The sequence below is a fragment of the Sphingomonas parva (ex Maeng et al. 2020) genome, assembly GCF_004564275.1.
Taxonomy (GTDB): Bacteria; Pseudomonadota; Alphaproteobacteria; order Sphingomonadales; family Sphingomonadaceae; genus Allosphingosinicella; species Allosphingosinicella parva.
Genome location: NZ_SPDV01000033.1, coordinates 1 through 18,609, shown reverse-complemented (window position 1 = coordinate 18,609; position 18,609 = coordinate 1). Strand labels below are relative to the sequence as shown.

Here is an 18,609-nt window from a genome sequence, read left to right as displayed (position 1 = left end):
ATTTTCGCCCGATGACCGCCAAGCCGGCGGACGCGCTCGTCACCCCGCGCGCGCAGCGCTATAGCCGCTTCATGAACCATCCTTCCCCGCACGCGTCGAGCGACGTGCTGATCATCGGCGCCGGCCACAACGGCCTGGTCTGCGCTTATTACCTCGCCGCCAGGGGCATGAAGGTCACCGTCGTCGAGCGACGCAAGATGGTCGGCGGCGCCGCGGTGACCGAGGAATTCGCGCCCGGCTTCAGGAATTCGACGGCGAGCTACACGGTCAGCCTGCTCAACCCGCGCGTGATCGAGGACATGCGGCTCTACGACCACGGCCTGAAGGTGGTGCTCAGGAAGATCGACAATTTCCTGCCGACGCTCGGCCCCGACTATCTCCTTGCCGGCCGCAACGGCCTCACCCGCGCCGGGATCGCCCGCCATTCGGCGGCGGACGCCGAGGGCTATGACGCTTATGTCGCGGCGCTCGACTCGGTCGTCGCCCTGCTCCGGGCCTGGCTGCTGCGCGCGCCGCCCAACGCCGGCGGCGGTCTCGCCGACATTCTTTCGCTGCTGAAGCTCGGCAACGGCGTCCGCCACATGAGCCTCGAGGAACAGCGCACGCTGCTCGACTTCTTCACCAAATCGGCCGCCGACATCCTCGACCGCTATTTCACCTCCGACATCGTCAAGGCACTGTTCGGCTTCGACGCCGTGGTCGGCCATTATGCGAGCCCGTACGCGCCGGGCTCGGCCTATGTGCTCCTCCATCACCTGTTCGGCGAGGCGGCGGGCGTTCCCGGCGCCTGGGGGCACGCGATCGGCGGCATGGGCGCGATCACCCAGGCGATGGCGAAGGCGTGCCGCGAGAAAGGTGTCGAGATCGTGCTCGACGCGCCGGTCGACGAGATCATCGTCGAGCGCGGACGCGCCGCCGGCGCAACGGCGGGCGGGCGGACGTACCGGGCGAAGGCGGTCGCCGCCAACGTCAATCCGAAGCTTCTGTTCGGCGAACTGCTGCCGGACGGCGCGGTGGCGCCGGAGATCGCGCGCAGGATGGCCGGCTGGGCCGCGGAGAGCGCGACCTTCCGGATGAACGTCGCCCTCTCCAACCTGCCCCGCTTCACCAGCCTGCCGGAGCCCGGCGATCACCTCACCGCCGGAATCATCATCGCTCCGTCGCTCGGCTACATGGACCGGGCCTATACCAGCGCGCGCAGCGAGGGCTGGGCCCGCGAGCCGATCGTCGAGATGCTGATTCCCTCGACGCTGGACGACACGCTGGCGCCGCCGGGGGCGCACGTCGCCAGCCTGTTCTGCCAGCACTTTCCCTATCGGGTGGAAGGCGGCTGGGAAACGCGGGTCGAGGAGGCCGCCGATCACATCATCGACCATGTCGATCGTTACGCGCCGGGCTTCAAGGCGTCCGTGGTCGGCCGCCTCGCGCTCTCGCCCTGGCATCTGGAGCAGAGGTTCAACCTGGTCGGCGGCGACATCTTCCACGGCAAGATGGGGCTGGACCAGCTCTTCTCGGCGCGGCCGATGCTCGGGCATGCCGATTACCGCATGCCGCTTCCCGGCCTCTATCTCTGCGGCTCGGGCGCCCATCCCGGCGGCGGCGTCACCGGCGCGCCGGGCCACAATGCCGCCCAGGCGATCCTCGCCGACCGCAGGAAACTGAACCGCGCCGCCTGAGTGACTCCCGGCGGGCGCGGTGAACGCGTTCTTAACCCTGCGCCTCCACAACACCCGCATGTCAGACTCCCGCCCGTCCCTCTGCGCCGGCTGCCGCGACGGCGCCGCCCTCGATTTCGATTTCTCGATGGCGCTGCAGCCGATCGTCGACGCCGAGACCGGCCTGCCCTTCGCCTACGAAGCGCTGGTCCGCGGCCTCGAGGGCCAAGGCGCCGGTGAGATCTTGGGAAGGGTGACGGAGCAGACTCGCTATGCCTTCGACCAGCGCTGCCGGGTCAAGGCGATCGAGGTCGCCGCCGCCGCGGGCATATTGGAGACGGGAGCGAAGCTGTCGATCAACTTCCTGCCGAACGCGGTCTATTCGCCCAAGGCCTGCATCCAGCTGACCCTGAAGACCGCCGCAGCGACCAGCTTCCCGACCGATCGCCTGCTCTTCGAGTTTACCGAGAACGAGCGGATGGCGGAGCCGGAGCACGTCGCCAACATCGTCCGCACCTACCAGGCGATGGGCTTCGGCACCGCGCTCGACGATTTCGGCGCCGGCCATGCCGGCCTCGCCCTCCTCGCCCGTTTCCAGCCCGACATCATCAAGCTCGACATGGAGCTGATCCGCGGCATCGACGCCAGCCTGCCGCGCCGGATCATCGTCCAGGGCATCGTCCGGATGTGCCGGGACCTCGGCATCACCCTCGTTGCCGAAGGCATCGAGACCGAGGCCGAGTTCGACGCGCTGCGCGCGCTCGGCATCCGCTACATCCAAGGCTTCCTGATCGGCCGCCCGGCTTTCGAGACGCTCGCGCCGATCGTCTTCCCCGTTCCCGCCGCCAGGCTCGTCGCCACCGCCTGACCGCGCGCGGAACCGCCGGGCCGCCGGCGCTTTGGCGCAGGCGGAGAGCGAACATGCCCAGCCTGCCCGATCCTCTGATCGTCACCTGCCCCGCCTGCGCCGCGCCGAACCGGGTGCCGCAGGCGCGCCTCGGCCAGGGAAAATGCGGCAGATGCGGCGCCGCCCTGTTCCAGGCCAGGCCGATCGCGCTCACCGGCGCCAGCTTCGACCGCCACGCCGCGACCAGCGACCTGCCGCTCCTCGTCGATTTCTGGGCCTCCTGGTGCGGCCCCTGTCGGCAGTTCGCGCCGGTGTTCGAGGCGGCGGCGAGAGTGCTCGAGCCGCAGGTACGGCTCGGCAAGCTCGACACCGAAGCCGAGAGCGCGATCGCCGCCCGCTACGCCGTGCGCTCGATCCCGAGCCTGATCCTCTTCCGCAAGGGCGCGGAGGCCGCCCGCACCGCCGGCGCGATGCCCCTCCAGGCCCTGGTCGACTGGGTCCGCAAGACAGCCTGACGCTCTCGCCCCGGCCGCGCACACGCTTCCCTCCACTTCGGCGGGAGAGGCGAATTGCGGAGTCCCGTGAAGCCGCGTAGTCTCGCCCAAGTTGCTGCGAGGGGGACAAGCAATGATCCGGAAAATGCTGATGATCGGCCTGCTCGGCTCGATAGTCACGGTGAGCGGCTGCAGACAGTCCGAGGACACCGGCAACAAGTCCGAGGCCAAAGCGGATACGACGAAGCCACAGTCTCTCGCCGCGGGAAGCGGCCAATGCGACACGCCGACCACGCCTTTCTGCGATTCCACGGTCGCGCTGCCCGCCGGATGGACGGGGAATGTCTTCAAGCTCGCCCAGGACTATCCTCAGCAGGCGCCGCAGGACGCACAGCCCTGGCTCGCCTTCGATCCGCTGACGCAGCCGCAGCAATATATCGCCTCGGTTCTCGCCTATTTCTACGAGGGCAACATTCGTCCCAATGTCGAGGACAGCTTCAACCCTGCCCTGAACAGTCGCCGGCGCTGGTACAACGCGCCCTGGCAGGATTATGGCTTCAACGGCCGCGAGCCCGTCCACGGCCTCACGCGCGAGCGCGTATCGAACCCTGGAGAGCTCGCGCCCCAGCAGAGCCAGATGTGGAACAATTACGCGGTCGGCTTCTACAATGCGCCTGGTGGCACCGCGATCGGCCGCGTCTGGGCCAATCACGGCGCGCCGGACCCGGCGCAGGGCATCCTCCCGGAAGGGAGCGTGGCGGCGAAGCTGCTCTTCACTACGGCGGGGCCGGACCAGGTGCCCTATCTGGCCGGCGCTCCGACCTGGAACGCCTTCGTCTACAAGGACGTGAACGCCGCCAAGCCGCCCAACACGCGCGCCATCCTCCCGGTCCGCCTGCTCCAGATCGACATCGCGGTGAAGGACAAGAGGGCGCCGCTCGGATGGGTGTTCGGCACCTTCGTCTACGGCGGCGGGCCGGGCGGGAAGCCCGGCCAGGGCTGGACCAACGTGGCGCCGGTCGGCGTGATGTGGGGCAACGATCCGGGCTATTCGGGCACGGGGCCGCTGAAGGAGACCTGGCTGAATCCGGCGGTGCGCATGCCGCACGTCGGTTACCAGGGCCGGCTCAACGGGCCGGTCGACAATCCGGCATCGTCCTGCATGTCATGCCACATGACGGCGCAGGCGCCGGTCGCACCGATGTTCCCCGCCAAGTTCACCAACCTTCCCGCCGGCGGCGTCTTCCAGCCGCCCGCGACGTCGCTCGATTACTCGCTGCAGCTCGCGATCGGAGTCGAGAACTTCAAGCAGGCGAAGGCGCTGGCCACCGCACCTCAGAATTCCCCGCTCAAGGCCAGGCTGCAGGCGCAGGCGACCGACCCGCTGCCGCCGCGCGACGGCGCGACGTCGCACTGAGCCGCCAGCCGGCGAGGCGCCTCAGAAAGCCTCGACCGGCAGGGCCATCAGCGTGTCGGCGCCGGCTTCGAGCTTGCGGCGCAGCGACCCCGTCTCGGGCAGGATGCGCTCGGCGAAGAAGCGGGCGGTGACCAGCTTGGCGCGGTGGAAATCGCCGTCCTCGCCGCCATTGGCGAGCAGGGCGCCGCTGGCGCGGACCATGCGCAGCCACATCAGGCCGAGGCAGACATGGCCCATCAGCGTCATGTACGGATAGGCCGCGGCGCCGGCATTGAGCGGATTGGCCATGCCGTTCTGCATCAGCCACATCGTCGCGGTCTGGAGATCGCCGACCGCTTTCTCGAGCGCCGCGCCCAGCGTCGCCGCGTCGCCGCCGGCCGCCTTTGCGTCGCCGATCTCCTCGGCGAGCAGCTTGAGGAAGGCCTGGATCGCGCGGCCGCCGTTGGCGCCGAGCTTGCGGCCGACCAGGTCGAGCGCCTGGATGCCGTTGGTGCCCTCGTAAATCTGGGCGATCCGCGCATCGCGGACGAACTGCTCCATCCCCCATTCGCGGATGTAGCCGTGGCCGCCGTAGATCTGCTGCGAATTGACCGCGGTCTCGAACCCCTTGTCGGTCAGATAGCCCTTGATCACCGGGGTGAGCAGGCCGAGCAGGTCGGACGCGGCCTCGCGCTCCTCCTCGGTCTGCGCCTTCCGGCTGACGTCCACCTGCAGCGCGCCCCAGAGCACGAGGGCGCGGCTGCCCTCGTTGAAGGCGCGCGCCTCCATCAGCATGCGGCGGACGTCGGGATGAACGATGATCGGATCGGCCTTGGCCCCTTCCTCGCGAAGATCGGGGACGAGGGCGCGGCCCTGCCGCCGCTCCTTCGCATAGGTCACCGCATTCTGGTAGGCGACCTCGCCCTGGGCGAGCCCCTGGAGGCCGACGCCGAGCCGCGCGGCGTTCATCATGATGAACATCGCGGCGAGCCCCTTCTCCGGCTCGCCGACCAGATAGCCGGTCGCCCCGTCATAATTCATGACGCAGGTCGAATTGCCGTGGATGCCCATCTTCTCCTCGATCGAGCCGCAGACGACGCCGTTGCGCGCGCCGACCGATCCGTCCGCATCGACCAGGAACTTGGGCACGATGAAAAGCGAGATGCCCTTCACATTGTCCGGGGCGCCGGCGATCTTGGCGAGGACGAGATGGATGATGTTCTCCGAAAGGTCGTGCTCGCCCGAGGAGATGAAGATCTTGGTGCCGGTGATCCTGTAGCTGCCGTCCGCCTGCGGCTCCGCCTTGGTGCGCAGCAGGCCGAGATCGGTGCCGCAATGCGGCTCGGTGAGGTTCATCGTGCCGGTCCAGCGGCCCGAGATCATGTTGGGAAGGTAGGTCGCCTTCTGCTCGTCGGAGCCTTTCACCAGGATCGAGGCGATGGCGCCCTGGGTGAGGCCGTGGTACATCTCGAACGCCTGGTTGGCGGAGAGGAGATATTCGCTGATCGCGGTGGCGAGGACCTGAGGCAGCCCCTGCCCGCCGAACTCCTCGGGGGCGGAGAGCGTCGTCCAGCCGCCCTCGACGAACTGGTCATAGGCCTCTTTGAAGCCCTTCGGCGTCGTCACCGACCCGTCCTCGTGCCGCGTGCAGCCTTCCTCGTCGCCCGAGCGGTTGAGCGGCGCCAGCACCTCCGCGGCGAACCGGCCGCCCTCGCTGAGGATCGCATCGATCATGTCCGGCGTGGCGTTCTCGAAGCCGGGAAGGTTCGAATAGCGCTCGAGCCCGAGCACGTGATCGAAGACGTAGCGCGTGTCGCGGACGGGGGCGGTGTAGGTCGGCATGGGATCCTCTCCGGCAAATCTATTCGGACGGCGCGTCGGCCGCCTCGACCATCGCGATGAAGCTCTCGAGCTCGGCGATGGTCGAATCGATGTCGAGCCTCTGCTTCCTCAGCGCCTCGACCCGGCCGCGGCACTTGGCCAGCGTCACCCGGCGCTGGGCGGCGCGATTGTCGCCGAGGTCGTAGAGATCGATCATCTCGCGGATCTCGGCCAGGCTGAAGCCCACCCTCTTGCCGCGCAGGATCCAGGCGAGGCGTGCGCGATCGCGCCAGCCGTAGATGCGCGACAGGCCCTGCCGCTTCGGCGCGATCAGGCCTTCGTCCTCGTAGAAGCGCAGCGCCCGCGGCGTGACGTCGAACTCCCCGCACAGATCGGTGATCGTGTAGGTCTTCTCGCTCGGCGCCTGAAAATCGGAGTGAAGAGCGGTGTCCGGCATGGCGGCCGGGGTACTTTACGGTTACGTCAACGTCAAGCAGCCGCCCCCTGGCCGGACGCGAAGGTCAGCCGCCGGCGCCCTCGCAGAGCGCGTCACCGGCGAGATCCTTCGCCTTCATCGCCGCCTCCGTCCCGCTTCCCGATCGCTCGAAGCTGGCGTTCGCCATCCGCGCCTGGGCACCGCAATAATAAGAGCAGCCGGCCGGCAGGCCGGCAGGAAGCTTGATCGTGCCGCCGTCCATGCGCGCCTCGATGCTGCACGTCGAATCGCCGGTCATGGTCAGGGTCAGCCGCGCGCCGCTGCGCACGGCGGTGCCCGCGCCGGCGCAATTGTGGTTGTTCGCGCCGCGGACGATCAGGCCGAACTGGGCGCTGCCGCTTCCCTTGTCGACGATGCAGAGCTGGTTCTTCTGCTCGCCGGCGCCGCTCTCGTAGAGGCCGGTGAGCCGGCCCGGCCCGGCGGCGTCGCCGGCCGTGGCCTGCGCCCGCCCCTCGGCCTGCCCGTGCGGCGCGGCGCCGTTGGCGAGCGGTGCGGCGTCGTTGCCGCGCTCGGGCCCGGAGCCGCCGCAGCCGGCGAGGAGGACGAGCGCGATCAGCGATTTCTTCATAGGTCAGCTCCTCCAGCCTCGGCCGCCCGGGCCGGCCCGTTCCTGCCAGCCAGCCACGGTTCAGGCAAGAATCGCCAGACGCCGCGGCGTTCCCCCTCAATTCGATCAAATGTTTACGCCATGGGGCGACAAAGCGGGCCGGCAACCCTATATGAGCGGCCGTCGGGAGGCGTCCCGGCGGTACCCGAGTTGGGGGCGGGTCCCGATGGCAAAAGCTTTAGCTGAGCGGGGCGAGTTGGACATGCTGACCACCAATCCATTCGACGACGACAAATTGCGCGAGGAATGCGGCGTTTTCGGCGTCTGGGGCGCCGACAGCGCCTCCGCTCTGGTCGCGCTCGGCCTACACGCCCTGCAGCATCGCGGCCAGGAAGCGGCCGGCATCACCAGCTTCGACGGCCACCAGTTCCACTCGCACCGCGCGATGGGCCATGTCGCCGGCAATTTCGACCGCGACGACATCATCCGGCGGCTCGCCGGGAGGGCCGGCATCGGCCACGTCCGCTATTCGACCACCGGCGAGACCGCGATCCGCAACGTCCAGCCGCTGTTCGCCGACCTCTCGTCCGGCGGCTTCGCGATCGCCCACAACGGCAATCTCTCCAACGCGATGAAACTGCGCCGCGAGCTCAACCGTCGCGGCTCGATCTTCCAGTCGACCTCGGACACCGAGACGATCATCCACCTGGTCGCGACTTCGACCTATCGCACCCTGCTCGATCGCTTCATCGACGCGCTGAAGCAGGTCGAAGGCGCCTATTCGCTCGTCTGCCTGACCAGCGAGGGCATGCTCGCCTGCCGCGATCCGCTCGGCATCCGGCCGCTGGTCATGGGCCGCCTCGGCGACGCCTATATCTTCGCCTCCGAGACGGTGGCGCTCGACGTGGTCGGCGCGACCTACATCCGCTCGGTCGAGCCGGGCGAGCTGATCATCGTCTCCGATCGCGGCATCCGCTCGCACCGGCCGTTCGGCGACGTCCGCCCCCGTCCCTGCATCTTCGAGCACGTCTACTTCTCGCGCCCCGACAGCATCGTCGACGGCGCCTCGGTCTACAGCGTGCGCAAGCAGATCGGCGCCGAGCTCGCCCGCGAGAATCCGGTGCAGGCCGATTACGTCGTGCCGGTGCCCGATTCCGGCGTTCCCGCGGCGATCGGCTACGCCCAGGAAAGCGGCATTCCGTTCGAGCTCGGCATCATCCGCTCGCATTACGTCGGCCGCACCTTCATCCAGCCGAGCGACCAGGTCCGTCACCTCGGCGTCAAGCTGAAGCACAATGCGAATTCGGCGTTGATCCAGGGCAAGAGCATCGTGCTGATCGACGATTCGATCGTGCGCGGCACCACCTCGCTCAAGATCGTCCAGATGCTCCGCGAGGCCGGCGCCCGCGAGGTCCATATGCGGATCGCCTCGCCGCCGACCCGGCACAGCTGCTTCTACGGCGTCGATACGCCCGAGCGCGCCAAATTGCTCGCCGCGCAGATGAACGTCGCGCAGATGAACGACTATATCAAGGCGGACAGCCTCGCCTTCATCTCGATCGAGGGCCTCTACCGCGCCGTCGGCGAGGAGTCGCGCGAGGAGACGCAGCCGCAATATTGCGACGCCTGCTTCACCGGCGCCTACCCGACCCGCCTCACCGACCACGAGGAAGCGGAGCCGGCCGACCAGCTCGCCATGCTCCAGGAGCGCTACGCGTAAGTTCCTGCCCGATATGAAGCTCCGTTCGGGCTGAGGCCGTCGAAGCCCCCTTCTTGGAAGAACCGAAGGAGCGGCCTTCGACAGGCTCGGGCCGAACGGTGGGGGGGGGTCTCATGCGCGTGGCGGGCGACTTCCCGCAGCCCGCTCTAGCCAAATCCTGCTCCAGTTCGTAGGGGCTGCGGCAGCTTACGAACTGGAGTTTTCCCCTTGTCCGACAGGTTCCTCGACGGGCGTCTCGCCCTCGTCACCGGCGCGAGCCGCGGCATCGGCGCGGCGACCGCGGAGACGCTCGCCGCGGCCGGCGCCCATGTCATCCTCACCGCCCGCACCGCCGGCGCGCTCGAGGAGGTGGAGGAGAGGATCCACGCCGCCGGCGGCAGCGCGACGATCGCGCCGCTCGATCTCACCGAGAGCGACAGCATCGCCCGCCTCGCCGCCGCCGTGTCCGGGCGCTGGCAGGCCCTCGACGTGATGGTGCTGAACGCGGCGATGCTCGGCTCGCTCTCCCCGGTCGCGGCGATCGACGGCAAGGAGTTCAACAAGGTCCTGACCCTGAACGTGCTGGCCAACCAGGCGATGATCGCCGGCTTCGATCCGCTGCTGCGCGCCGGCGCGGCCGGCCGCCTGCTCGCCGTCACCTCCAGCGTCGGCCGCGCCCCGCGCGCTTATTGGGGCGCCTATGGCGCCTCCAAGGCGGCGCTCGAGACGCTGGCGCTGAGCTATGGCGAGGAGGTCCGCAACGTCTCGCCGGTGCGCGTCGCGATCGTCGATCCGGGCGCCACCGCTACCGACATGCGCGCCCGCGCCTTCCCCGGCGAGGATCCGGGCACGATCAAGCAGCCCGAGGCGGTCGCCGCCGGCATCGCCGACCTGCTGAGGAACGATTTCGAGACCGGATACCGGCTCGAGGTGCGCTGATCCTCCCCGCTTGCGGGGAGGATTAGATGACGTGCGGCTCTTTCCGGGGAGGATTAGATGACGTGCGGCTCTTTCGTCACTTCCCAGCTCTGGCCCTTCGAGACCAGGGCCTGGAGATCGGGCGTCTTGCCCTTGGCGGCGGCCGCGTTCTGCTCGACGACGGCGCTCTCGAAGGTCGGCGCCGGATCCTCGTATATCACGCCGAGTGCGGTCGGGAAGGCGCCGAACGGCATCTCGACCAGCATGTGGGCGACCGAGCGGTTGCGCGGATCGTGGACGAGCACGCCGGCGGACTGCCAGTCGCCGTCGACCACATCGACCACCTTCAGCGCCAGAGCGGCGCGATCGAGGGCGATGCCGCGGGTGCCGCCCTGGAACAGCATCGGCTCGCCGGCCTTCAGCCAGAGCTGGTTGCCGGCATTTTCCTTGGCGGTGAACGGCGCGAAGACGTCGTCATTGTAGACGATGCAATTCTGGTAGATCTCGACGAACGCCGCGCCCTTGTGGGCGTGCGCCGCCTTCAGCACGTCCGGCAGATTCTTGTGCACGTCGATGCCGCGCGCGATGAAGCGCGCGCCCGAGCCGAGCGCGAAGGCGCAGGGGCTCGCCGGCCGGTCGACCGAGCCGAACGGAGTCGAGGGCGAGCGGGTCCCGACCCGGCTGGTCGGCGAATATTGGCCCTTGGTGAGGCCGTAGATCTCGTTGTTGAACAGCAGGATCTGGGTGTCGAGGTTGCGCCTCAGCACGTGCATCGTGTGGTTGCCGCCGATCGACAGCGCATCCCCGTCGCCGGTGATGATCCACACCGAGAGATCCGGATTGGCGAGCTTGATCCCGGTCGCGAAGGTCGGCGCGCGGCCGTGGATCGTGTGGAAGCCGTAGGTCTCCATGTAATAAGGAAAGCGGCTCGAGCAGCCGATGCCGGAGACGAACACGGTGTTCTCCGGCCGGACGCCGATTTCCGGCAGGGTGCGCTGCACCGCCTTCAGCACGGCATAGTCGCCGCAGCCGGGGCACCAGCGCACCTCCTGGTCGGTGGCGAAATCCTTCGCGGTCAGCTTGGTCATCTCGTTCATTGCAGCGCTTCCTGAATGGCCGCCTCGATCTCCGCGATCTTGAAGGGCTGGCCGGAGACCTTGTTCACCGGGCGGGCGTCGACGAGATACTGGTCGCGCAGCACCGTCTTGAGCTGGCCGTTGTTCATTTCGGGTACGATGATCCGCTCGTAACCCCTGAGAAGAGCGCCCAGATTCCTGGGCAGTGGCCAGATGTGGCGAAGGTGGACGTGGCTGACGTCGAGGCCGCGGGCGCGGGCGCGGCGGACCGCCTGGTGGATCGGGCCGAAGGTCGAGCCCCAGCCGACGACGACGAGTTTGCCGCCCGCCTCGCCGAGGGTCACGTCCTGCTCCGGGATCGAGTCGGCGACGCCGAGCACCTTCTGGTGGCGGATGTCGGTCATCGCCTGGTGGTTCGCCGGCGCATATTCGATATGGCCGGTGTCCTTGTTCTTCTCGATGCCGCCGATGCGGTGGGTGAGCCCCCAGGTGCCGGGACGGATCCAAGGCCGCGCCAGCCTGTCGTCGCGCGAATAGGGATTGAAGCCCTCGCCCTCGGTCGGCGCGTCCTCGAAGAACGCGACCTCGAACGGCGCGTAACCGGCCATGTCCGGCACTTTCCAGGGCTCGGCGGCATTGGCGATATAGCCGTCGGTGAGCAGCATCACCGGCGTCATGTACTGCACCGCGATGCGGCACGCCTCGATCGCGCAGTCGAACGCGTCGGCCGGCGAGCGCGCGGCGATCACCGGCATCGGCGCGTCGCCGTTGCGGCCGTAGACCGCCTGGTAGAGATCGGACTGCTCGGTCTTGGTCGGGAGGCCGGTCGAGGGCCCGCCGCGCTGCGAGTTGACGATGACGAGCGGAAGCTCGGTCATGATCGCCAGGCCCATCGCCTCGGCCTTGAGCGCGATGCCGGGGCCCGAGGACGAAGTGACGCCGAGCGATCCGGCATAGGAGGCGCCGATCGCCGAGCCGATCGCCGCGATCTCGTCCTCCGCCTGGAAGGTGGTGACTCCGAACTCCTTGAGGCGCGAGAGATGGTGGAGGATCGCCGAGGCCGGCGTGATCGGATAGCCGCCGAAGAACATCTTCAGGCCGGCGAGCTGGGCGCCGGCGACGAGTCCCATCGAGATCGCCTCGGCGCCGTTCACCGTGCGGTAGAGGCCCGGCTCGGCCGGCGCCGGATCGATATGCTGCTGCGGGATCTGCGCGCCGAGCTCGGCGGTCTCGCCATAGGCATGGCCGGCGTTGAGCGCCGCGATGTTCGCTTCGGCGAGCTCGGGCGCCTTGGCGAACTTGGTCCTGAGCCATTGCTCGATCGGCGCGCGCTCGCGGTCGAACATCCAGAGCGCGAGGCCGAGCGTCCACATGTTCTTGCAGCGCAGCGCCTCCTTGTTGCCGAGGCCGAACGGCTTCACGGCGTCGAGGGTGAGCTGCGAGATGTTGAACTTGATCAGCTGCCATTTGGCGAGGCTGCCGTCCTCGAGCGGATTGGCCTCGTAGCCGGCCTTGGCGAGGTTGCGGACGCCGAACTCGCCTTCGTCGGCGATGATCAGCCCGCCCGGCTTCAGATCGGCGACGTTCACCTTCAGCGCCGCGGGGTTCATCGCCACCAGCACGTCGGGCGCGTCGCCGGCGGTCTCGATCGCGGTCGAGCCGAAGTTGATCTGGAAGGCCGAGACGCCGAAGGTGGTGCCCTGCGGCGCGCGGATTTCGGCCGGGAAATCGGGGAAGGTCGCGAGATCGTTGCCGGCCAGCGCGGTGGAGAGGGTGAACTGGCCGCCGGTCAGCTGCATGCCGTCGCCGCTGTCGCCGGCGAAGCGGACGACGACCGCCTCCGCCACCGGGTTGGCATTGGCTTCTTCAGGGGTGAGGAGGTGCGTGGCCGTCGCCATCGGGCAGTAATCCTGAACTCTTGTGTTGCGGCCCCTTCTATCCCCTGGGGCGGGTTCGCCCAAGGTAGTCGTTGGAGGCACGTTTCTCAACGTGAGCCGCGGCAAAAACCGGGGCGCGCGCGAGGCTTAGCGACGGAAGCGAAGCCGCCGTCCCGGCCGGTGCCATAGAGGCAAAGTCGCGTCTTGGCGAGAGCGGCGCGAAGACGCGCGGCCTCAGGTGCCGGTGTCGTTGTCGGCGGCGAGATCGGGCGCGCTGTTGGCGCCCTCCCCGGCCGCGGCATTGCCGCCGAACACGTCCATGTCGGCCGCCTCGTCCGCGGCGGCTCGGTTGGCGAGATCCTCGTCCTGGGCGAGCGCCGCCGCATTCTCCTCCGCCGCCTGGAGCAGGGCGTTGGCCTCGGCCGCGGAGATGGTGTTGTTGCTGTCGGCGGCCTGAGGCGATCCGCAGGCGGCAAGCGTCAACGGCACAGCGAGCGCGGAAAGGCCCCGCATCGATCCTGTCAGCAGCCCCGTCGCCATGTCGCCCGCTCCTCAACCCGCCGATCGAATCCCGGCCAAGTCTAGAGCGTTGCACACCCGGCGCAATCCGCTTCCGCCCGTCGGCGCGGGACGCGCGTCAGACCAGCCGGCTCTGCTTGACCGCGGCCTCGATGAAGCTGGCGAAGAGCGGGTGCGGATCGAAGGGCTTCGATTTCAGCTCCGGGTGGAACTGGACGCCGACGAACCAGGGATGGTCCGGCCGCTCGACGATCTCGGGCAGCGCACCGTCGGGGCTCATGCCGCTGAAGATCAGGCCCCCGGCCTCGAGCGCGCCCTTGTAATGGGCGTTGACCTCGTAGCGGTGGCGATGGCGCTCCGAGATCGTGGTGGTGCCATAGATGGCGGCGACGTGGCTGTTGCCGTCGAGGCGCGCCTCATAGGCGCCGAGCCGCATCGTGCCGCCGAGATCGCCGTTGGCGGCGCGCTTCTCCAGGCCTTCCTTGCCCATCCACTCGGTGATCAGGCCGACCACCGGCTCCTCGGTCTCGCCGAATTCGGTGGTGCTCGCCTTGTCGAGGCCGGCGGTGTTCCGCGCGCCCTCGATGCAGGCCATCTGCATGCCGAGGCAGATGCCGAAGAACGGCACCTTGCGCTCGCGGGCGAACTGGACGCTGGCGATCTTGCCCTCCGAGCCGCGCTCGCCGAAGCCGCCGGGCACGAGAATCGCGTGCATCGGCTCGAGATGCGAGGGCACGTCGTCGCCCTTCTCGAACAATTCGGCGTCGATCCACTTGATGTTGACCTTGACCCGATTGGCGAGGCCGCCATGGACCAGGGCCTCGGTCAGCGACTTGTAGGCGTCGGGCAGGCCGACGTACTTGCCGACGACGCCGATCGTCACCTCGCCTTCCGGATTGAACAGGCGGTCGAGGATGTCGTCCCAGCGGGAGAGATCGGGCGCCGGCGCGTCCTCGATCCCGAAGGCGCGCAGCACCTCGGCGTCGAGGCCCTCGCGATGATATTGGAGCGGCACCGAATAGATGCTCTTGGCATCGAGCGCCGGGATCACCGCTTCCTTCCTGACGTTGCAGAATTGGGCGATCTTGGCGCGCTCGCCCTCGGGCAGCGGCCGGTCGACGCGGCAGAGCAGGACATCGGGCTGGATGCCGAGCGAGGTCAGGTCGCGGACCGAATGCTGGGTCGGCTTGGTCTTCAGCTCGCCGGCCGCGGCGATGTACGGGATCAGCGTGGTGTGGATCGAGACCGTGTTGTTGCGGCCGATGTCGTTCCTGAGCTGGCGGATCGCCTCGATGAACGGCAGCGACTCGATGTCGCCGACCGTGCCGCCGATCTCGCAGATCAGGAAATCGAGATCGTCGACCTCCGAGCGGGCGAAATCCTTGATCTCGTTGGTGACGTGCGGGATCACCTGGACGGTGGCGCCGAGATAGTCGCCGCGCCGCTCCTTGGTGATGATGTCGCGGTAGATCCGGCCGGTGGTGATGTTGTCCGACTGGCGGGCGGCGACGCCGGTGAAGCGCTCGTAATGGCCGAGATCGAGATCGGTCTCCGCCCCGTCGTCGGTCACATAGACTTCGCCGTGCTGATACGGCGACATCGTGCCCGGATCGACGTTCAGATAGGGGTCGAACTTGCGGATGCGGACCTTGTAGCCACGCGCCTGGAGAAGGGCAGCGAGCGAGGCTGCCATGAGACCTTTGCCGAGGCTGGAGACCACGCCGCCGGTGATGAAAATGAACCGCGCCATGGGAGCCACCGGATAGAAGGGCGGCCCGCGGCAGGGCAAGGCCGCGAATCACCAAAGATCGATTATTTTCTGCGCCCCGTATTTTCCACGGGGCGCAGCTGGACGGTTATTGGGCGATCGGAACCGCGCCGTTCGACGGGGCGGGCGCCGGCGCCGCGGCCGGCGGCGCCTGGCGGGCGGCGCCGGTCAGCGGATCGGTGGCCGGCGCCTGGCCCGGGGTGCCGAGCGGCGTCGTCCGGCCCGCCGGAGTCTGGGCGGGGGCGACCGCGGCCGGATCGATGCGCATCGGCGCGCGCTCGAGGGCGGCAAGGCCGGCGAGGACGATCGAGAGGATCACGAACAGTCCGCCGAGGATCGAGGTCGCCCGGGTGAGGAAATCGGCCGCGCCGCGCGCCGACATCAGGCCCGAGGGGCTGCCGCCCATGCCGAGTCCGCCGCCTTCCGAGCGCTGCATCAGGATCACCGCGACGAGCGCGGCGGCGACGAGGGTCTGGACGATCAGGAAGAAGGTGAACATCGCAAGGCTTTCAAGCGGCCCGCCGCGTGCGCCGGACCTTCTGGTGTGAGGAATTGGCTGGCGATCTAGTCGAACCGGGCCGCCGGTTCAACCGGCCGCGCTCTGCGGATCGCCGCGCGCTCAGCTGTGCGCGGCCGCCTCGATGATCGGCACCAGGCCCTCCGCGGTGAGGCTCGCGCCGCCGACCAGAGCGCCATCGACGTCGTCGACCGCGAACAGCTCGGCCGCATTGTCGCCGCGCACCGAGCCGCCGTAGAGGATGCGGACCCGCCGCCCGGCGTCGCCGAAGCGTTCGACCAGGAGCCTGCGGATCAGCGCGTGGACCTCGCGCACGTCGTCGCAGCTCGCCACCCGTCCGGTGCCGATCGCCCAGATCGGCTCGTAGGCGATGACCAGCTCGGCCTCGCCGCTCAGCTCGGGAATCGAGGCGCCCAGTTGCGCGGAGCAGCAGTCGAGCGCCCTCCCCTCGGCGCGCTCGGTCTCGCTCTCGCCGATGCAGACGATGGTCTGGAGGCCCAGCGCCAGCGCCGCCTCCGCCTTGCGCCGGACGATTTCGTCGCTCTCGCCCTGCTCGGCGCGGCGCTCGCTGTGGCCGACGACGACGAGCCGGGCGCCGACCTCCTTCAGCATGCCCGCCGAGACGTTGCCGGTATGCGCGCCCGCGCTCTCGTGATGGCAATCCTGGCCGCCGATCGGGATGCCGCCGGAGCGGGCGACGGCCGGCGCGATCAGGGTGAACGGCGGGCAGATCGCGACGTCGACCCCGGAGGCGGCGCGGGTTGCGGCGGCGATCGGCGCCAGCTCGGCGAGCTGGGCCAGGCTGCCGTTCATCTTCCAATTGCCGACGACGAGCTTGCGGCGGACGTGCATCGGCCTCTCCCTTGGTTGCTCCCCGCTGCTAGCAACCGCCGCGCGAGGTGCCAAGTGCAGGCGGCGCAGCCAAGCTTGCCCCTTCCGGCGGCCGCTTCTATGACCGCCGCAAACCAGCTTCCAAGGTATCCAGATGCTCTCCCTGTTCCGTCGTGGCATTGTCTCCAAGCTCATGCTGATCGTGCTCGGCATCGGTCTCTTCGCGATCGTCATCACCGGCTTCGGCACCGGCGGGAGCGGTCTCGGCGGCCTCGGCGGCGGCGGCGGCGACACGATCGCCGTGGTCGAGGGCGAGAAGATCACCACCAAGGAGCTGACCGACGAGGTCAACCGCCAGCTCTCGCGCCTGCGCCAGCAGCAGCCGGAGCTCGACATGGCGACCTTCCTCCGCCAGGGCTCGCTCGAGGCGATCGCCGATCAGATGATCGACATGGAGGCGACCGCCGCCTTCGGCCGCAAGATGGGCCTCGGCGCCACCCGCGAGATGGTCGACCGGGAGATCGCCCGCATCCCCGCCTTCCAGAATCTGGCCGGCCAGTTCGACGAGGCGACCTTCCGCCGCGCGCTGGAGCAGGAGAAGATCAGCGAGCAGCAGCTCCGCCAGGAGATCGCGCAGCGGATGATCCAGCGCCAGCTGATGCTCCCCGCCGCGGGCTCCGCCTATGTGCCGCGCGGGCTCGCCAGCCAATATGCCTCGCTGCTGCTCGAGACCCGCTCGGGCGTCGTCGGCGCGGTTCCGGCCGCGGCGATGGGCCCAGGCCGCGAGCCGAGCGACGCCGAGATCCAGGATTTCTACGGCAAGAACCAGGGCCGCTACACCATCCCCGAGCGGCGGACGATTCGCTACGCTGTGTTCGGCCGCGACACGCTGGGCGACGCCGCCAAGGCGACCGACGCCGAGATCCAGGCCGAATATCAGCGCAACGCCGCGACCTATGCGCCGAAGCAGACGCGGGTCCTTTCCCAGGTCGTTCTCCCGGACGAAGCCGCGGCGCGCGCGCTCGCGCAGAAGATCGCCGGCGGCGCCAGCTTCGCGGCGGCGGCCCAGCAGGCCGGCTTCACCCCGTCCGACACGGCGATCGGCGAGCAGAGCAAGGAAGCCTATGCCCGCCTCGCGACGCCGGCGCTCGCCAACGCCGTCTTCGCGGCCGCCAAGGGCGCCACGGTGGGGCCGGAGCGCTCGCCGCTCGGCTGGCACGTGGTCCGTGTCGACGACATCAAGACCACGCCGGGCCGCACCCTCGCCGAGGTGCGGGGCGAGATCGCCACGCGCATCGAGCAGCAGAAGGCCGCCGACGCGCTCGCCGACGTCGCCGCCCGCATCGAGAATGCGATCGGCGAAGGCGCGACCTTCCAGGAGGTCGTCCAGAAGGAGAAGCTCGCCGCCCGTGACACCGTTCCGGTGACCGCCGCCGGCGCCGCTCCGGGCACGCCCAATTGGCAGCCGCCGGCCGAGCTGGCGCCGCTGCTCAAGACCGCCTTCGAGCTCGAGCCGAATGCCGAGCCGGTCGTCGAGGTGGTCGCCCCGAACGAGCGCTACGCGGTGATGATCGTCACCAACGTCACGCCCGCCGCGGCGCCGCCGCTCGCGCAGATCCGCGACCGGGTGAAGACGGATCTGGTGATCCGCCGCGCCACCGAGCGCGCCCGCGCCGTCGCCGCGTCGATCCAGTCGAAGATCAACGCCGGCACGCCGCCTGCCCAGGCCTTCGCCGAGGCGCAGGTCAAGCTGCCGCCGGTCCAGCCGGTCACCGCCGTCCGCCGCGACATCGCCCGCCAGGGCGGCCAGGTGCCGCCGCCGCTCGCCATGCTGTTCAGCCTGCCGCGCGGCAAGGCCCGGCTCCTGCCGGTGCCGAACGGCGGCGGCTGGTTCGTCGTCTATCTCGACAAGATCGTGCCCGGCGACGCGTCGAAGGAGCCGGCGCTGATCGACGCCGTGCGCGGCCAGTTCAACGAGGTGATCGGCAACGAATATGTCGAGCAGCTCACCCGCGCCATTCGCGCCCGTTCGGACATCCGCCGCAACGAGGGTGCGTTCACGGCCCTCAAGCAGCAGCTGCTGAGCGGCGGCGCCGCCCAGTGACGCGCCCGCTCCTCCGCGCCGCCGGCGTGGAGGAGCGCGGCCGG

At 69.1% G+C, this 18,609-nt stretch carries 16 protein-coding genes; 7 read left to right on the top strand and 9 right to left on the bottom strand.

Annotated features, from left to right (window positions below):
* The first annotated feature begins 71 nt into the window (after nucleotides 1-71).
* The 4 genes from E2493_RS15610 (at nucleotide 72) to E2493_RS15595 (ending at nucleotide 4,413) form a co-directional block, all read left to right on the top strand.
* Complete coding sequence (locus tag E2493_RS15610; RefSeq protein ID WP_135088565.1) at nucleotides 72-1,676, top strand: phytoene desaturase family protein; 1,605 nt, start codon at nucleotides 72-74, stop codon at nucleotides 1,674-1,676.
* Between the two features lie 58 nt (nucleotides 1,677-1,734).
* Nucleotides 1,735-2,523: an EAL domain-containing protein gene (locus E2493_RS15605; protein WP_450097534.1), complete on the top strand. Its 789-nt coding sequence runs from the start codon at nucleotides 1,735-1,737 to the stop codon at nucleotides 2,521-2,523.
* A gap of 53 nt (nucleotides 2,524-2,576) precedes the next feature.
* On the top strand, nucleotides 2,577-3,017 hold the full coding sequence (gene trxC, locus E2493_RS15600; protein ID WP_318531709.1) for a thioredoxin TrxC: 441 nt from the start codon (nucleotides 2,577-2,579) through the stop codon (nucleotides 3,015-3,017).
* Between the two features lie 112 nt (nucleotides 3,018-3,129).
* Entirely contained in the window at nucleotides 3,130-4,413 is a 1,284-nt protein-coding gene (locus tag E2493_RS15595; RefSeq protein ID WP_135088452.1) for a hypothetical protein, read from the top strand.
* Between the two features lie 21 nt (nucleotides 4,414-4,434).
* Here E2493_RS15595 and E2493_RS15590 read toward each other — a convergent pair whose 3' ends face one another.
* The 3 genes from E2493_RS15590 to E2493_RS15580 all read right to left on the bottom strand — a co-directional run bounded on the left by E2493_RS15590 (nucleotide 4,435) and on the right by E2493_RS15580 (nucleotide 7,277).
* The gene (locus E2493_RS15590) at nucleotides 4,435-6,234 is read right to left on the bottom strand and encodes an acyl-CoA dehydrogenase C-terminal domain-containing protein (RefSeq protein WP_135088450.1); all 1,800 of its coding nucleotides are present in this window, start codon (nucleotides 6,232-6,234) and stop codon (nucleotides 4,435-4,437) included.
* Between the two features lie 19 nt (nucleotides 6,235-6,253).
* Complete coding sequence (locus E2493_RS15585) at nucleotides 6,254-6,670, bottom strand: MerR family transcriptional regulator (RefSeq protein ID WP_135088448.1); 417 nt, start codon at nucleotides 6,668-6,670, stop codon at nucleotides 6,254-6,256.
* Between the two features lie 64 nt (nucleotides 6,671-6,734).
* Nucleotides 6,735-7,277, bottom strand: a complete 543-nt coding sequence (locus E2493_RS15580; RefSeq protein ID WP_135088446.1) for a hypothetical protein — start codon at nucleotides 7,275-7,277, stop codon at nucleotides 6,735-6,737.
* Between the two features lie 241 nt (nucleotides 7,278-7,518).
* Between E2493_RS15580 and purF the strand changes: the two genes are divergently transcribed.
* Nucleotides 7,519-8,976 (top strand): amidophosphoribosyltransferase, encoded by a 1,458-nt coding sequence (gene purF, locus E2493_RS15575; protein ID WP_135088444.1) that lies wholly within the window; start codon nucleotides 7,519-7,521, stop codon nucleotides 8,974-8,976.
* A 207-nt stretch (nucleotides 8,977-9,183) separates the two neighbouring features.
* Complete coding sequence (locus E2493_RS15570) at nucleotides 9,184-9,894, top strand: SDR family NAD(P)-dependent oxidoreductase (RefSeq protein ID WP_135088442.1); 711 nt, start codon at nucleotides 9,184-9,186, stop codon at nucleotides 9,892-9,894.
* 53 nt (nucleotides 9,895-9,947) lie between these two features.
* Here E2493_RS15570 and E2493_RS15565 read toward each other — a convergent pair whose 3' ends face one another.
* From E2493_RS15565 to tpiA, 6 genes are all read right to left on the bottom strand, one after another.
* Entirely contained in the window at nucleotides 9,948-10,970 is a 1,023-nt protein-coding gene (locus E2493_RS15565; RefSeq protein WP_135088440.1) for a 2-oxoacid:ferredoxin oxidoreductase subunit beta, read from the bottom strand.
* Nucleotides 10,967-12,847: a 2-oxoacid:acceptor oxidoreductase subunit alpha gene (locus E2493_RS15560; protein ID WP_135088438.1), complete on the bottom strand. Its 1,881-nt coding sequence runs from the start codon at nucleotides 12,845-12,847 to the stop codon at nucleotides 10,967-10,969. Before E2493_RS15560 ends, E2493_RS15565 begins: the two co-directional genes overlap by 4 nt.
* Before the next feature lie 213 nt (nucleotides 12,848-13,060).
* Nucleotides 13,061-13,366: a hypothetical protein gene (locus tag E2493_RS15555; RefSeq protein WP_135088436.1), complete on the bottom strand. Its 306-nt coding sequence runs from the start codon at nucleotides 13,364-13,366 to the stop codon at nucleotides 13,061-13,063.
* Between the two features lie 97 nt (nucleotides 13,367-13,463).
* Complete coding sequence (locus E2493_RS15550) at nucleotides 13,464-15,095, bottom strand: CTP synthase (protein ID WP_135088434.1); 1,632 nt, start codon at nucleotides 15,093-15,095, stop codon at nucleotides 13,464-13,466.
* Between the two features lie 106 nt (nucleotides 15,096-15,201).
* Nucleotides 15,202-15,612 carry a preprotein translocase subunit SecG gene (gene secG / locus E2493_RS15545; RefSeq protein ID WP_135088432.1) on the bottom strand — a complete coding sequence of 137 codons (411 nt, stop codon included), beginning with the start codon at nucleotides 15,610-15,612 and terminating at the stop codon, nucleotides 15,202-15,204.
* A gap of 120 nt (nucleotides 15,613-15,732) precedes the next feature.
* Nucleotides 15,733-16,482, bottom strand: coding sequence for a triose-phosphate isomerase (tpiA, locus tag E2493_RS15540; protein ID WP_135088430.1), 750 nt, complete (start codon nucleotides 16,480-16,482; stop codon nucleotides 15,733-15,735).
* 133 nt (nucleotides 16,483-16,615) lie between these two features.
* On the opposite strand from tpiA, the gene E2493_RS15535 reads away from it, so the two are divergent.
* On the top strand, nucleotides 16,616-18,565 hold the full coding sequence (locus E2493_RS15535; RefSeq protein ID WP_135088428.1) for a peptidyl-prolyl cis-trans isomerase: 1,950 nt from the start codon (nucleotides 16,616-16,618) through the stop codon (nucleotides 18,563-18,565).
* Nucleotides 18,566-18,609: the final 44 nt, after the last annotated feature.

Bases quoted from the DNA above. Each gene is read 5' to 3' on its own strand.
- E2493_RS15610 (WP_135088565.1), top strand. From the start codon at position 72: ATGAACCATCCTTCCCCGCACGCGTCGAGCGACGTGCTGATCATCGGC.
- E2493_RS15605 (WP_450097534.1), top strand. From the start codon at position 1,735: ATGTCAGACTCCCGCCCGTCCCTCTGCGCCGGCTGCCGCGACGGCGCC.
- trxC (WP_318531709.1), top strand. From the start codon at position 2,577: ATGCCCAGCCTGCCCGATCCTCTGATCGTCACCTGCCCCGCCTGCGCC.
- E2493_RS15595 (WP_135088452.1), top strand. From the start codon at position 3,130: ATGATCCGGAAAATGCTGATGATCGGCCTGCTCGGCTCGATAGTCACG.
- E2493_RS15590 (WP_135088450.1), bottom strand. From the start codon at position 6,234: ATGCCGACCTACACCGCCCCCGTCCGCGACACGCGCTACGTCTTCGAT.
- E2493_RS15585 (WP_135088448.1), bottom strand. From the start codon at position 6,670: ATGCCGGACACCGCTCTTCACTCCGATTTTCAGGCGCCGAGCGAGAAG.
- E2493_RS15580 (WP_135088446.1), bottom strand. From the start codon at position 7,277: ATGAAGAAATCGCTGATCGCGCTCGTCCTCCTCGCCGGCTGCGGCGGC.
- purF (WP_135088444.1), top strand. From the start codon at position 7,519: ATGCTGACCACCAATCCATTCGACGACGACAAATTGCGCGAGGAATGC.
- E2493_RS15565 (WP_135088440.1), bottom strand. From the start codon at position 10,970: ATGAACGAGATGACCAAGCTGACCGCGAAGGATTTCGCCACCGACCAG.
- E2493_RS15560 (WP_135088438.1), bottom strand. From the start codon at position 12,847: ATGGCGACGGCCACGCACCTCCTCACCCCTGAAGAAGCCAATGCCAAC.
- E2493_RS15555 (WP_135088436.1), bottom strand. From the start codon at position 13,366: ATGGCGACGGGGCTGCTGACAGGATCGATGCGGGGCCTTTCCGCGCTC.
- E2493_RS15550 (WP_135088434.1), bottom strand. From the start codon at position 15,095: ATGGCGCGGTTCATTTTCATCACCGGCGGCGTGGTCTCCAGCCTCGGC.
- secG (WP_135088432.1), bottom strand. From the start codon at position 15,612: ATGTTCACCTTCTTCCTGATCGTCCAGACCCTCGTCGCCGCCGCGCTC.
- tpiA (WP_135088430.1), bottom strand. From the start codon at position 16,482: ATGCACGTCCGCCGCAAGCTCGTCGTCGGCAATTGGAAGATGAACGGC.
- E2493_RS15535 (WP_135088428.1), top strand. From the start codon at position 16,616: ATGCTCTCCCTGTTCCGTCGTGGCATTGTCTCCAAGCTCATGCTGATC.